This window comes from Plantibacter cousiniae (nom. nud.) (assembly GCF_977070315.1).
Window position 1 is genome coordinate 1 of record NZ_CDRVEU010000014.1, and the last position, 13,868, is coordinate 13,868.

The following is a 13,868-nucleotide window of genomic DNA, read 5'->3' on the forward strand; positions in this document are numbered from 1 at the left end:
GAAGACTTTGGTCCAAACGCCATATTTTCAGGGGCTGCACCGGCCTCTTCGCGAGCAAGCTCGCTCCCACGAAGACTGTGTATTACGCTGAGCCCGGCGCATAGACACGATGGCGTCTTAGGGATACCTCTCGTTCCGCACGCTTTAGCGTGGCAATGCATTTTGGTGAAGCTCTGCGTCACATGGCATTGATAGCCATACGCCACGCGCGCGAGTAATACCGGGTATTTCCGGTGCCTGAACAGCTTCGCGTTGGCGGCAAGCATGGATCGTGGCACGATGGTCCGGTTATCGAACCGGATTTCCTGACCATGCCGCACTCAACACCCAAGAATTTTTCACTGATCGCCGCTATCGACCTGGGCTCCAACAGCTTTCATATGGTTGTGGCAAAAGCCAATCAGGGCGAGATTCGCATTCTTGAGCGCCTGGGCGAGAAGGTGCAGTTGGCCGCTGGCATCGACGAAGAGCGCCAGCTGACCGAAGAATCCATGCAACGCGGTCTCGACTGCCTGAAACGTTTCGCCCAGTTGATCAACGGGCTGCCGCTCGGTGCGGTACGCATCGTGGGCACCAATGCCCTGCGCGAGGCGCGTAACCGCAACGACTTCATTCACCGCGCCGAAGAAATCCTCGGCCACCCGGTGGAAGTGATTTCCGGCCGCGAGGAAGCGCGCCTCATTTATCTGGGCGTCTCCCACACACTGGCCGATACCCCAGGCAAACGTCTGGTCGCCGACATCGGCGGCGGCAGTACCGAATTCATCATCGGCCAGCGCTTCGAGCCGCTGCTGCGTGAAAGCCTGCAGATGGGCTGCGTGAGTTTTACCCAGCGCTACTTCCGCGACGGCAAGGTGACACCGGCCCGTTATGCTCAGGCCTACACCGCTGCCCGTCTGGAAATCATGAGCATCGAACACGCACTGCATCGCCTCAAGTGGGATGAAGCGATTGGTTCGTCAGGCACCATTCGTGCTATCGGCCTGGCGCTCAAGGCCAATGGTTACGGCGCTGGCGAGGTCAACGCCGAAGGGCTGGCCTGGCTCAAGCGCAAGCTGTTCAAGCTGGGTGATGTGGAAAAGATCGACTTCGACGGCATCAAGCCCGACCGTCGCGCCATTTTCCCCGCAGGCCTGGCGATTCTCGAAGCCATCTTCGACGCCCTCGAACTCAAGCGCATGGATCACTGCGAAGGTGCCCTGCGTGAAGGCGTGCTGTATGACCTGATGGGCCGCCATCATCATGAAGACGTCCGTGAGCGTACGCTCAGCTCGCTGATGGAGCGTTATCACGTCGATCTGGAACAGGCGGCACGCGTCGAAGCCAAGGCGCTGCACGCACTGGAGCAAGTCGCCGAGAGCTGGGAATTACAGCACGAGAGCTACGCCGAACTGCTGAGCTGGGCGGCCAAGGTGCACGAAATCGGCCTGGACATCGCCCACTATCACTACCACAAGCACGGCGCGTACCTGATCGAGCACTCCGACCTGGCCGGTTTCTCACGCGAAGACCAGCAAATGCTCGCACTGCTGGTGCGCGGTCATCGCCGTAATATTCCCAAGGACAAGTTCGCCGATTTCGGCGACGAAGGCATCAAGCTGATTCGCTTGTGCGTGCTGTTGCGCTTTGCGATTCTGTTTCACCACATTCGCGGCACCCAAGAGATGCCACGTGTGGTGTTGCGTGCCGACGGCCCGAATCTGGACGCCGAATTCCCGAAAGGCTGGCTGGACAACAACCAGCTGACTCAGGCCGACTTCGCCCTGGAAGCGGAGTGGCTGACCCGAGTCGGCATCGTCTTCAGCGTACGCTGAGGACCGGGTTGCTCAGGCGCTCCAAAAGGGTCGCCTGGGCGCTTCGCGGGTTCTGATTACCGGTCGGCGTGCTGCGCACGTAACGCCCGTCCGGCTGCAACAGCCAGCTGTGGGTGTTGTCGGTCAGATAGCTTTCCAGTTCCTTTTTCACACGCAGAACCAACTTCTTGCCTTCCACCGGGAAGCAGGTCTCGACGCGCTTGTCGAGGTTGCGCTCCATCCAGTCGGCACTCGACAGGAACATCTGCTCGTCGCCGCCGTTGAGGAAGTAGAACACTCGCGTGTGTTCCAGGAAGCGGCCGATGATCGAGCGCACATGGATATTGTGCGAAACCCCGGCGATGCCCGGACGCAGACAGCACATGCCGCGCACCACCAGATCGATGCGCACACCGGACTGGCTGGCCTTGTACAACGCCCGGATGATCTTCGGATCGGTCAGCGAGTTGAACTTGGCGATGATGTGCGCAGGCTTGCCGTCGAGCGCAAATTGCGTCTCGCGGGCGATCATGTCGAGCATGCCTTTCTTGAGCGTGAACGGCGCGTGCAGCAGCTTCTTCATGCGCAGCGTCTTGCCCATGCCGATCAACTGACTGAACAGTTTGCCGACGTCTTCGCACAACGCGTCATCGGAGGTCAGCAAGCTGTAGTCGGTATACAGACGCGCGTTACCGGCGTGGTAGTTGCCGGTCCCGAGATGCGCATAACGCACGATCTCGCCCGCTTCGCGACGCAGAATCAACATCATCTTGGCGTGGGTCTTGAAGCCGACCACGCCGTAGATCACCACTGCACCGGCGGCCTGCAGACGGCTGGCCAGTTGCAGGTTGGACTCTTCGTCGAAACGCGCACGCAGCTCGATCACCGCAGTGACTTCCTTACCGTTACGCGCGGCATCGACCAGCGCATCGACGATTTCCGAGTTCGCGCCGCTGCGATACAGCGTCTGGCGTACCGCAAGCACGTGCGGGTCTTTTGCCGCCTGGCGCAGCAGGTCGACCACTGGCGTGAAGGACTCGAAAGGGTGCAGCAACAGGATGTCCTGTTTGCTGACCACGCTGAAAACGTTTTCGCTGTTCTGCAGCAGCTTGGGAATGGCTGGCGTGAACGGCGGGTATTGCAATTCGGGGTGGCTGTCCAGGCCGGTGATGCTGAACAGACGTGTCAGGTTGACCGGACCATTCACCTGATACAGCTCGGACTCGTTCAGGTTGAACTGCTTGAGCAGGTAGTCCGACAGGTGTTTCGGGCAGGTATCCGCCACTTCCAGACGTACCGCATCACCATAGCGACGCGAGAACAACTCGCCACGCAGTGCGCGCGCCAGGTCTTCCACATCTTCGGAGTCCAGCGCCAGGTCGGCGTTTCGGGTCAGGCGGAACTGGTAGCAGCCCTTGACCTTCATGCCCTGAAACAGATCGTCAGCGTGGGCGTGGATCATCGACGACAGGAACACGAAGTTGTCGCCAGGCCCGCAGACATCTTCCGGCACTTTGATCACACGCGGCAGCAGACGCGGCGCGGGAATGATCGCAAGACCGGAGTCGCGCCCGAAGGCATCGATACCTTCAAGCTCGACGATGAAGTTCAGGCTCTTGTTGACCAGTAACGGGAACGGGTGCGTCGGATCGAGACCGATCGGGGTGATGATCGGCGCGATCTCGTCGCGGAAATAGCGTCGTACCCAGGCCTTGAGCTTGGCCGTCCAGTGACGGCGGCGAATGAAGCGGACCTGATGTTTCTCCAGTTCCGGCAGCAGAATGTCGTTGAGGATCGCGTACTGACGATCCACGTGACCGTGTACCAGTTCGCTGATCCTGGCCAGCGCCTGATGCGGCTGCAGACCATCGGCGCCCGCCTGTTCGCGGGCAAAGGTGATCTGTTTCTTCAGGCCCGCAACACGAATCTCGAAGAACTCATCGAGGTTGCTGGAGAAGATCAGCAGAAACTTCAGCCGCTCCAGCAATGGGTAGGACTCATCGAGCGCCTGTTCCAGAACCCGGATATTGAACTGCAGTTGCGACAGTTCACGGTGGATATACAGGCTGCTGTCGTCCAGGTTCGGGGCGACGATAGCGGGCACCGCAGCGGCGGGTGCCTCGATGGCCGGGATTACTTCGATGTCAGGTTCGACCACGGGCGTTGCCTCCGGGACATCGACTTGAACAGCGGCTTCGATGAGTGCTTCGGTATTCATGAATGTTCCTGTGAGGCTATTGCCCCTTCAACAGTTGAGCGGCGCGGACAGCAAAGTAGGTAAGGATGCCGTCGGCACCGGCGCGTTTGAAGGCAGTGAGGGATTCGAGAATCACCCCTTCACTCAGCCAACCGTTCTGGATTGCGGCCATGTGCATCGCGTATTCACCGCTGACCTGATAAACAAAGGTCGGCACTTTGAACTCATCCTTGACCCTGTACAGAATGTCCAGATAAGGCATGCCAGGCTTGACCATGACCATGTCGGCGCCTTCGGCAAGGTCGGCTGCCACTTCGTGCAGGGCCTCGCTGCTGTTGGCCGGGTCCATCTGATAAGAGGCCTTGTTGGCCTTGCCCAGATTCAGCGAAGAACCCACCGCGTCACGGAACGGACCGTAGTAGGCACTGGCGTACTTGGCCGAATAGGCCATGATCCTGACATTCACATGCCCGGCCAGCTCCAGAGACTCGCGGATGGCCTGAATGCGACCGTCCATCATGTCCGACGGCGCGACCACCTGAGCACCGGCATCGGCGTGCGACAGCGCCTGCTTCACCAGCGCGTCGACGGTGATGTCGTTCTGAACATAGCCCTCTTCATCGAGGATGCCGTCCTGACCATGGGTGGTGAACGGGTCCAGCGCCACATCAGTGATGACGCCCAGCTCCGGGAAACGGTCACGCAGGGCGCGGGTCGCGCGCTGGGCGATGCCGTCCGGGTTCCAGGCTTCGGCACCGTCGAGGGATTTCTTTTCCGGCGGTGTCACCGGGAACAGCGCCAGCGCAGGGATACCCAACGCGACCCAGTGTTCGGCTTCCTTGAGCAACAGATCCACACTCAAGCGCTCGACGCCGGGCATCGAGGCGATGGATTCACGACGGTTTTCACCATCGAGGACAAATACGGGAAGAATCAGATCGTCGACAGTGACAACGTTTTCACGCACCAGCCTACGGGAAAAGTCGTCGCGGCGATTACGGCGCAGACGAGTGAGAGGAAACAGGCGGTTGGCGGGGGTAAAGCTCACGGCGAGACTCCTGAGCCCGCTTACGCGGGCAAGCGCGACAGTTATAAGCCGCCATTATGACCAATGTGTGACAGTCATGGTTCGACCTGCGACTGCACGTCGCGGTCACGGCCTTCAAGGGGATACGACCATTGTGGTTGCAAGAATCTTTAACGTCGAGACACATATGGACACTTTCATGATTGCCTTGGGCGCGTTAGGCTGCGCGTTCATTTCGCCAGCATCCAGACAATGCTCCAGAATTTCTTGAACGAATTCGGCTACTTTGCCCTGTTCCTCGGCACCTTTTTTGAAGGCGAGACCATTCTGGTTCTTGCCGGATTCCTGGCGTTTCGCGGATACATGGACCTCAACATCGTCATCCTCGTGGCCTTTTGTGGCAGTTATGCGGGTGACCAGTTGTGGTATTTCATGGGGCGCAAGCACGGCCGCAAGCTCCTGGCGCGCAAGCCTCGCTGGCAACTCATGGGCGACAAGGCCCTGCGGCTGGTCCGCAAGCACCCGGATATCTGGGTATTGAGCTTCCGCTTCGTGTACGGGCTGCGAACGGTCATGCCCGTGGCCATCGGCCTGTCAGGTTATCCACCCGGGCGTTATCTTCTGCTGAACGGTATCGGCGCAGCTGTCTGGGCTGCGGCGCTGGGTTCGGCTGCTTACCACTTCGGCGCGGTTCTCGAAGGCTTGCTGGGCAACGTCAAGAAATATGAACTCTGGGTGCTGGGCGCGCTGGTACTGCTGGGGCTGGCCCTGTGGATACGCAGACGCATCAAGAACGCCCGCATCGCCCGTGAAGAGCGTGCAGAAAAGAGCCGCTTCTGCGCATCGGCAGCGGCCTCCGACCTGGAAACGCCGGTCACCGTGCCCGTCGATCTGACGAAAAAGTCCGACGAATAAACTCCCCCGTACTTCTCCCGAGCGCAGGCTGACAGGCCTCGCTCGGCGACAGCGCACAGACGCTGCAGACCTCGCGACCACCACCCTCCCCATGCACCTTGTGCGCAGCCAGCAATCCCTCAACTGAACACTCGGCCCGCAAAGCGATCAACTGAACAGACAAATTAAAAGAAGCCTTAGGTTGCTCAAGCACAAGGAGCCGAAATCGATGCAGAAAAAAGTGGCTGTAATCCTCTCCGGCTGTGGCGTCTACGACGGTGCCGAGATTCACGAAAGCGTTCTCACCCTGTTGCGCCTGGATCAACGCGGTGCGCAGGTTCAGTGCTTCGCGCCTGACATCACTCAGCATCACGTCATCAATCACCTGAGCGGTGAGGAAATGCCCGAGTCGCGCAATGTACTGGTCGAGTCTGCGCGCATTGCACGGGGCGAAGTGAAGGACATCCGCGAGGCGAATGCCGAAGACTTTGACGCCCTGATCATCCCGGGCGGTTTCGGCTCGGCAAAGAATCTTTCCGACCTTGCCCTGCAAGGCCATGCCTGCCAGGTCGAAGCCGGGTTGCTGGAGCTCGCCGAGGCGTTTGCCGAAGCCGGCAAACCGGTCGGGCTGATCTGCATCACCCCGGCACTTGCGGCCAAGATCTATGGTCCCGGCGTGACCTGCACCATCGGTAACGACCCTGAAACCGCCGCGGCCATCACCAAAATGGGTGGCAGTCATTCAGAATGCGCCGTCGATGACATCGTCGAGGACGAAGCGCGAAAACTGGTCAGCACGCCTGCCTATATGGTCGCCAAAAGCATCAGCGAGGCGGCCTCGGGCATCAATAAGCTGGTTGACCGTGTGCTGGAGCTGACTCACGAGGGCGATGCCTGACCGTCGCCCTGTCTGCAAAACACCGCCCGTCAGGCGAGCGGTGTTTTGCAGGCCGACCTTAGTGATCCATCCGGGCTTTATGCTGTACTGTACGCATGAACAGTATATGAGTAATGCCAGATGTCCAGCCTCTATCCGGTTCGTGGCCGAGGTACTGCCAGCAATCCGCATAACCGTTTCGCACCCAGTCAATCAGTGGCTGAAGACGATGGCTGGTATCAGGAAGTGCCACTCACGCAAGGCACCCAGGTTACCAGCGAAACAGCCAAAAGCATCATCACCCGCAACAGCTCGCCGGATATCCCCTTTGACAGGTCGATCAACCCTTACCGGGGCTGCGAGCACGGCTGCATCTATTGTTTCGCCAGACCCAGCCACGCCTATTGGGACATGTCTCCCGGCCTGGACTTCGAGACCAAGCTGATCGCCAAGACCAACGCAGCGGCGTTGCTCGAGCAACAGCTCTCCAAACCCGGCTACCGCTGCGCGCCCATCACCCTCGGGGCCAACACCGACCCCTACCAGCCGATCGAACGGGAGTACCGCATCACCCGGGCGACGCTTGAGGTGTTGCTGCGCTATCGGCATCCGGTCAGCATCATTACCAAAGGCTCGCTGATCCTGCGCGACCTGGATCTGCTGGCAGAAATGGCCAGGCTGCGGCTGGTGTCGGTCTTCATCAGCCTGACGACGCTGGATGACGAGCTCAAATGCATCCTCGAACCCAGGGCAGCAGCGCCCAAGGCTCGCCTGCGGGCCATTCGGGTATTGCGTCAGGCGGGTGTCCCGGTCGGCGTGCTGTGTGCGCCGATGATCCCGATGATCAATGACAGCGAGCTGGAGGCACTGCTGAGCGAAGCGAAGGCTGCGGGCGCCCTGAGCGCCAGCTACGTCATGCTGCGCCTGCCGCTGGAAGTCGCGCCGCTGTTCGACGAGTGGCTGAAGACACATTACCCGCAACGCGCCGATCATGTGATGAGTCTGATTCGTCAAAGTCGCGGCGGAGCCGTGTACGACAGCACATTTGGTTCTCGAATGCGTGGCGAAGGACCGTTTGCCGACCTGCTGGCTCAACGCTATGCCTTGGCAATCAAACGACTCGGATTGAACAAACGTGGTGGATTTGCACTCGACTGCGATGCGTTTTGTCCGCCGGGAGGACAAATGTCGCTGCTGTGACGAACTTGGTACTATCGTGCAAACCCGCGTCCCAGAGCCATCGCATTCAGTTTCGTTTAAGCTTCGGCGATTAGTCTGTTACTCGGAGTGTCATCAGCGATAGCGCTCAAGGGATTTGTTCGTGATGCCCTTCAGAGAGGGATCACATCCGGCTCTGGTCAAACAGGCATGAAGAATCCACATCAATTCGTCAGAGAGGATGAAGACATGACAGACATCGGTAAACAGCATTCGGCTACGTCGTCCAGCACATCAAGCCATTCAGACAGCGCCGACGTAGCGTTGAAACATATCGTCGATGGCTTTGTACATTTCCGTAACGAGGTCTTCCCCCAGCAGGAAGAGCTGTTCAAGAAGCTGGCGACTGCCCAATCGCCACGGGCCATGTTCATCACCTGCGCCGACTCGCGCATCGTGCCCGAATTGATCACCCAAAGTTCGCCTGGCGACCTGTTCGTCACGCGTAACGTCGGCAACGTCGTCCCGCCGTATGGCCAGATGAACGGCGGCGTGTCCACCGCTCTGGAATACGCAGTGGTTGCACTGGGCGTGCAGCACATCATCGTTTGCGGACACTCTGACTGCGGCGCCATGCGCGCAGTGCTCAACCCTGACAGCCTGGACAAGATGCCTACGGTAAAAGCCTGGTTGCGTCATGCCGAGGTTGCCCGCACGGTAGTCGAGCAGAACTGCAGCTGCAGCGGCGAACTGGAAACCATGCAGGTCCTGACTCAGGAAAACGTGATTTCCCAGTTGCAACACCTGCGCACCCACCCTTCGGTCGCAGCAAAAATGGCCAGCGGCCAATTGTTCATTCACGGCTGGGTCTACAGCATCGAAACCAGCGAAATCCTGGCTTATGACGCCGAGCTCGATCGTTTCATACCGCTCGACGGTTCGGGACCGACGCCGATGGCTTCACCGAAAGCACGCTTTTCAGCCGACTGATCACCAGTCCGACTGACGGCAAGCCCTTCTTTATCAGCTGATGGCGGCTGCGCAGGATGCGCGTCGCCCGTCTTGCCTCGTCTGAAGAATTCCGGAGAAGCGTCATGGGTATTACAGCATTGAAAACCGCTTTACCACGGGAGCTGCTCGCTTCCGTGGTCGTGTTCCTGGTCGCCCTGCCGCTGTGCATGGGGATCGCCATCGCATCCGGCATGCCTCCGGCCAAAGGTCTGATCACAGGCATCGTAGGCGGGCTTATAGTCGGCTGGATAGCCGGTTCTCCGTTGCAGGTCAGCGGACCCGCAGCCGGTCTGGCAGTACTGGTTTTTGAAGTGGTACGCGAGCACGGCATGGCCATGCTGGGTCCTATTCTGGTACTCGCCGGGTTACTTCAGCTGCTGGCAGGTCGATTCAAGCTTGGCTGCTGGTTCCGGGTCACGGCGCCTGCGGTGGTCTATGGCATGCTCGCCGGTATCGGCGTGTTGATCGTACTGTCACAGGCACACGTGATGTTCGACAGCGGTCCCAAACCTTCCGGGCTGGACAATCTGATCGCCTTCCCTTCCACACTGATCCAGGCCTTCGGACCAGGCACCGGCATGCAGGCCGGTATGCTCGGTCTGGGCACCATGCTGATCATGTGGGGCTGGGAAAAACTTCGTCCGCAGTCTTTGCGCTTCGTACCCGGCGCGCTGCTGGGCGTGGGTATCGCAACCGGCATCAGCCTGTTCATGGCCTTGCAGGTCAAGCGTGTCGAAGTGCCTGACAACCTGGCCGACGCCATCGACTGGCTTCGCCCGGCCGACCTGATGAACCTGGCCGACCCGGCCATTCTGGTTGCCGCTATCGTTGTGGCGTTCATTGCCAGTGCCGAAACGCTGCTCTCTGCCTCGGCGGTTGACCGCATGCACAGTGGCCAGCGTTCGGACTTCGACAAGGAACTCAGCGCTCAAGGCGTGGGCAACATGCTCTGCGGCGTGCTCGGTGCGTTGCCGATGACCGGCGTTATCGTGCGCAGCTCGGCCAATGTCCAGGCCGGTGCCACCACGCGCTTCTCGACGATCTTCCACGGCCTGTGGCTGCTGGCGTTCGTGTTGCTGCTGTCGAGCGTACTGCAGAGCATTCCGGTCGCGAGTCTGGCTGGTGTGCTGGTTTATACCGGTCTGAAGCTGGTCGATCTGAAGGCGTTTCGTGGTCTGGGTCGCTATGGCCGGATGCCGATGTTTACCTATGCGGCGACTGCCGTGGCGATCATCTTCACCGACCTGCTGACCGGTGTACTGGTCGGTTTTGGTCTGACCCTGGTGAAGCTGGCGTTCAAGGCTTCGCGTCTGAAGATCAGTGTGGTCGAACTGGCGGGCGAGAAGGAATTCGAGCTGCGTCTGGTCGGTGCCGCAACATTCCTCAAGGTGCCGGCGCTGACTCAGGCACTGGGCACTATTCCGCAGGGCAGCACGGTGCATGTGCCATTGGGCAATTTGTCCTACATCGACCACTCGTGTCTGGAACTGCTGGAAGAATGGGGTCGTTCCAATGCCGCTCATGGCACCCGGTTGCTTATCGAATCGCGTGGCTTGAAGCGTCGTCTTGAAGGGCGGATCTACACGACAACGGGGATCGGCTCGGGCGCCGCCTGACAGTCGCTACCCTGTTATCACAGCTCTGGGACATGTGAGCCGGATGGGTCTTCGCGTAGCAGCGGAGCGATATCCGGCTCCTTCCATTGCGGGCGAAGACAGTGATTCGGGCCTCTGAATCAGACCGCGGAGCGCTCCAGCTCCAGGCCGACGCCCAATTGACGTGACAGGCTTGGCCAGCGCTGCCAGGCCGCACCCGTTTCAGGGCTGATCAGCTTCTCGCGGTAGGCCTCGACCGAGTCCAGCGCGAAACTCTCCTCATCAAGCAGCTCATCGACAACATGGTGAACCGCTTCGTCCAGCTGGTTGGCAAATTGCTCGCCGATCAACTGGTGGGCAATTACGCTGGCAACCGTGGTATTTGACGGTATCAGCGGCTGACCGAAATGCTTGATGTACAGGTCATTCACTTCCTCGACCAGCCGATGCGCCAGATAAGCCTCGTCCAACAGGCTTTCCAGGCCTTCATGCCCATCCATGATGGAAGGCGGGGCCGCGAAAAAATGCTTGGCGATTTTCAACACCGGCTTTATCTGCCCTTCGATCCCGGCGTGCAGCGCGACCTCATGGGCAGCGTCCAGCAGATCGGGGACCAGATCGATGTAGGCCGTGACGAAACGCGTCAGTACGTCTTTCGCGTCGACTTCCGGCAGGTGGATGGCGGGATGAAGATGTGGGAGCTTTTGTTCCAACTGTTGCAGCAAGTGGCCGGTCCGGGCCTCATGTTGATGGGCTAGTTGTATCTGCTCGCGCAATGCGGCGGTGTTCATGGCTGCTGGGACTCCTTGAGGCGTCAGACCCCATGGTTCGTTGATGGAGAGTCATACGTTAGCTTGCTTAACTAAATGCCTAAGACGGTTTTGCTATATGCAACTCACATTTAGATACATTTGCGCTATCAGGGTATATTTTGCTCGATTTTTGACCGAAAACGACTGCCTTCCCCCGGCGATGCGGGTGCGCTGCAGTTCGCGTTTTGAATAAGCAGGCTACTCTGAAGTCGCCCGCAGCTCTTTCGACACGCTGTCAGACATAAAAAGTGAGCCACGCATGAGCCAGCCTCTTTTGTCCAAACAGCTCGTTCTGCGTTTGACGTGTTTAATAGTGATCATGTTGATGTGCGGATTGGCATTGCCGTCGCTTTACGGCGTGCTGACCGGACACAACGACAATGGCGTAGCGGTTCAGGACGCTTCACGCCAGATCGATGTGCTGTTCACTGCCGGCAATGCGGCCGGGATGACCTGGGCGTTCTACCCGCAGTCGCGCCAGATGCAGGTCCATCCCGGAGCGCTCAACGAGATGACCTTCATCGCGCAGAACCCGACCGACAGACCGATGAAAGCCCAGGCCGTACCGGGTATTTCGCCCGGAAAGGCCGCAGCGTGGTTTCACAAGACCGAATGCTTCTGCTTCACCCAACAGACATTACAGCCGGGCGAGCGCATCGAGATGCCGGTACGCTTCATCGTCGACCGTGACATACCCGAGGATGTAAAACGTCTGACGCTGGCCTATACGCTGTTCGATGTCACCACGCCCTAGATCTAGGCTCGGTGCGCAATATAGGCCATCATCCCCGGCCGCATGCCGATCACTACCCGCGCCGACACCATGACCCGTACTCAGAAAACCGTTTTCATTGTTGCTGCCATTGTCGCCCTGCTTCTGGGCGTGATCCTCAGCCAGGTGCTGACTGGCCGCAACCCACAGGACCAGGCGGCGCTCAACGACGCCGGTATTGTGCTGCTCCCCAAAAGCCGCCAGTTACCGGCCCTGAGCATGACCGACCAGAACGGCGCGGCTGTAGCGATTGACGGCTTGAAAGACCAATGGACGTTGATGTTCTTCGGCTACACCTTCTGCCCGGACATCTGCCCCACGACCCTGGCGCAGATCAAGCAGATCAGGACCGAGCTGCCCGAAGAGACAGTCAAGCGCATGCGGGTGGTACTGGTCAGCGTCGACCCGAACCGCGATACGCCGCAGCAGCTCAAGCAATACCTGGGCTACTTCGACCCGCAGTACATCGGCCTGACGGCGCCTGTCGCTAATATCCAGACACTCGCCAATGCCGTGAGCATTCCGTTCATTCCCGCAGACACCAGCAAAGCGAACTACTTCGTCGACCACAGCGGTAATCTGGCTTTGATCGGGCCGGATGGAACGCAGCGAGGCTTTATCCGCGCACCGCTGAACAATCAGAAGCTGGTGAAGCAATTGCCGGGGCTGCTGGAAAGGGATTAGGGCCTGTGAGATTCCTGCGGGAGTGACCGGGGCGGCGATCCGCATTGCTCACGAAGACTTGGTCCAAACGCTCTATTTTCTGGAGGCTTTACCGGCCTCTTCGCGAGCAAGCTCGCTCCCACGACGCGCCTGTATAACTATGAGCGCAGAGCGTGGGAGCGATAAGGTGTTCCCGACGCTCTGCGTCACAAGGGACACAGAGCACTGGCGCGAGAACCGCAAGGTACAATCGGATCAGAACGCCGGAACCACAGCGCCTTTGTACTTCTCGGTCAGGAATGTTTTCACTTCCGGGCTCTGCAAGGCGGCTACCAGCTTCTTCATCGCGTCCGAGTCCTTGTTGTCCGGGCGGGCCACCAGAATGTTCGCGTAGGGCGAATCGGCACCTTCGATGATCAGCGCGTCCTTGGTCGGGTCGAGCTTGGCACTCAGGGCGTAGTTGGTGTTGATCAGCGCCAGATCGACCTGAGTCAGGACGCGGGGCAGCGTGGCCGCTTCCAGCTCACGGAACTTCAGGTCTTTCGGGTTATTCACGACATCCGAAGGCTTGGACAGGATGTTGCCCGGCTCTTTCAGGGTGATCAGACCTGCCTTGGCCAGCAGCAGCAAGGCGCGGCCTTCGTTGGTGGCGTCATTGGGCAGGGCGACATTGGCGCCGTTGGGCAGCTCTGCCAGCGTCTTGAACTTGTCCGAGTAAGCGCCGAAAGGCTCGATGTGCACCTTGGCCACGGCCACCAGATCAGTGCCTTTGCCCTTGTTGAACTCATCCAGATACGGCTGGTGCTGGAAGAAATTCGCGTCCATACGGTTCTGCGACACCTGCACGTTAGGCTGAATGTAGTCATTGAACACCTTGATGTTCAAATCCACGCCTTCTTTGGCCAGGGTCGGTTTGACGAACTCGAGGATCTCGGCGTGCGGCACGGCAGAGGCCGCGACGGTCAGGGTTTCGTTGGCTTGCGCGGACAAGGCGGTGACAGCGGCGAATATGGCCAATAGTTTCTTCATGCAACAACTCCTTCGGGCCCGCACAGGCGGGCCAATACCA

At 59.3% G+C, this 13,868-nt stretch carries 12 protein-coding genes; 8 read left to right on the forward strand and 4 right to left on the reverse strand.

Annotation, left to right across the window (positions count from 1 at the left end):
- Positions 1-233: 233 nt before the first annotated feature.
- Entirely contained in the window at positions 234-1,814 is a 1,581-nt protein-coding gene (ppx, locus tag ACW55A_RS23180) for a Ppx/GppA phosphatase family protein (RefSeq protein WP_498811642.1), read from the forward strand.
- Here ppx and ppk1 read toward each other — a convergent pair.
- Together ppk1 and hemB are read right to left on the reverse strand one after the other, a co-directional pair.
- The gene (ppk1, locus tag ACW55A_RS23185) at positions 1,801-4,011 is read right to left on the reverse strand and encodes a polyphosphate kinase 1 (protein WP_455808317.1); all 2,211 of its coding nucleotides are present in this window, start codon (positions 4,009-4,011) and stop codon (positions 1,801-1,803) included. The genes ppx and ppk1 overlap by 14 nt on opposite strands.
- Before the next feature lie 16 nt (positions 4,012-4,027).
- Positions 4,028-5,038: a porphobilinogen synthase gene (gene hemB, locus ACW55A_RS23190; RefSeq protein WP_003432248.1), complete on the reverse strand. Its 1,011-nt coding sequence runs from the start codon at positions 5,036-5,038 to the stop codon at positions 4,028-4,030.
- A 231-nt stretch (positions 5,039-5,269) separates the two neighbouring features.
- Between hemB and ACW55A_RS23195 the strand changes: the two genes are divergently transcribed.
- The 5 genes from ACW55A_RS23195 (at position 5,270) to ACW55A_RS23215 (ending at position 10,573) form a co-directional block, all read left to right on the forward strand.
- The gene (locus ACW55A_RS23195; protein WP_003367362.1) at positions 5,270-5,932 is read left to right on the forward strand and encodes a DedA family protein; all 663 of its coding nucleotides are present in this window, start codon (positions 5,270-5,272) and stop codon (positions 5,930-5,932) included.
- Positions 5,933-6,140: 208 nt separating this feature from the next.
- The gene (gene elbB, locus ACW55A_RS23200) at positions 6,141-6,809 is read left to right on the forward strand and encodes an isoprenoid biosynthesis glyoxalase ElbB (RefSeq protein WP_003432245.1); all 669 of its coding nucleotides are present in this window, start codon (positions 6,141-6,143) and stop codon (positions 6,807-6,809) included.
- Positions 6,810-6,929: 120 nt separating this feature from the next.
- The gene (locus ACW55A_RS23205) at positions 6,930-7,988 is read left to right on the forward strand and encodes a PA0069 family radical SAM protein (protein WP_003432244.1); all 1,059 of its coding nucleotides are present in this window, start codon (positions 6,930-6,932) and stop codon (positions 7,986-7,988) included.
- A gap of 207 nt (positions 7,989-8,195) precedes the next feature.
- Positions 8,196-8,936, forward strand: a complete 741-nt coding sequence (locus tag ACW55A_RS23210; protein ID WP_003432243.1) for a carbonic anhydrase — start codon at positions 8,196-8,198, stop codon at positions 8,934-8,936.
- Positions 8,937-9,040: 104 nt separating this feature from the next.
- Positions 9,041-10,573, forward strand: a complete 1,533-nt coding sequence (locus tag ACW55A_RS23215) for a SulP family inorganic anion transporter (protein WP_054081230.1) — start codon at positions 9,041-9,043, stop codon at positions 10,571-10,573.
- A 119-nt stretch (positions 10,574-10,692) separates the two neighbouring features.
- Here the strand turns inward: ACW55A_RS23215 and ACW55A_RS23220 are convergent, their stop codons facing one another.
- Positions 10,693-11,343, reverse strand: a complete 651-nt coding sequence (locus tag ACW55A_RS23220) for a hypothetical protein (RefSeq protein ID WP_498811643.1) — start codon at positions 11,341-11,343, stop codon at positions 10,693-10,695.
- A gap of 280 nt (positions 11,344-11,623) precedes the next feature.
- Between ACW55A_RS23220 and ACW55A_RS23225 the strand changes: the two genes are divergently transcribed.
- Positions 11,624-12,118, forward strand: coding sequence for a cytochrome c oxidase assembly protein (locus ACW55A_RS23225; RefSeq protein WP_455808320.1), 495 nt, complete (start codon positions 11,624-11,626; stop codon positions 12,116-12,118).
- Positions 12,119-12,160: 42 nt separating this feature from the next.
- Positions 12,161-12,820, forward strand: coding sequence for an SCO family protein (locus ACW55A_RS23230; RefSeq protein ID WP_498811644.1), 660 nt, complete (start codon positions 12,161-12,163; stop codon positions 12,818-12,820).
- Between the two features lie 234 nt (positions 12,821-13,054).
- Here ACW55A_RS23230 and ACW55A_RS23235 read toward each other — a convergent pair whose 3' ends face one another.
- On the reverse strand, positions 13,055-13,828 hold the full coding sequence (locus ACW55A_RS23235; RefSeq protein WP_003432230.1) for a MetQ/NlpA family ABC transporter substrate-binding protein: 774 nt from the start codon (positions 13,826-13,828) through the stop codon (positions 13,055-13,057).
- Positions 13,829-13,868: the final 40 nt, after the last annotated feature.

Coding starts and splice junctions, on each gene's coding strand:
- ppk1 (WP_455808317.1), bottom strand. CDS start 4,011: ATGAATACCGAAGCACTCATCGAAGCCGCTGTTCAAGTCGATGTCCCG.
- ACW55A_RS23195 (WP_003367362.1), top strand. CDS start 5,270: ATGCTCCAGAATTTCTTGAACGAATTCGGCTACTTTGCCCTGTTCCTC.
- elbB (WP_003432245.1), top strand. CDS start 6,141: ATGCAGAAAAAAGTGGCTGTAATCCTCTCCGGCTGTGGCGTCTACGAC.
- ACW55A_RS23205 (WP_003432244.1), top strand. CDS start 6,930: ATGTCCAGCCTCTATCCGGTTCGTGGCCGAGGTACTGCCAGCAATCCG.
- ACW55A_RS23210 (WP_003432243.1), top strand. CDS start 8,196: ATGACAGACATCGGTAAACAGCATTCGGCTACGTCGTCCAGCACATCA.
- ACW55A_RS23215 (WP_054081230.1), top strand. CDS start 9,041: ATGGGTATTACAGCATTGAAAACCGCTTTACCACGGGAGCTGCTCGCT.
- ACW55A_RS23220 (WP_498811643.1), bottom strand. CDS start 11,343: ATGAACACCGCCGCATTGCGCGAGCAGATACAACTAGCCCATCAACAT.
- ACW55A_RS23225 (WP_455808320.1), top strand. CDS start 11,624: ATGAGCCAGCCTCTTTTGTCCAAACAGCTCGTTCTGCGTTTGACGTGT.
- ACW55A_RS23230 (WP_498811644.1), top strand. CDS start 12,161: ATGCCGATCACTACCCGCGCCGACACCATGACCCGTACTCAGAAAACC.
- ACW55A_RS23235 (WP_003432230.1), bottom strand. CDS start 13,828: ATGAAGAAACTATTGGCCATATTCGCCGCTGTCACCGCCTTGTCCGCG.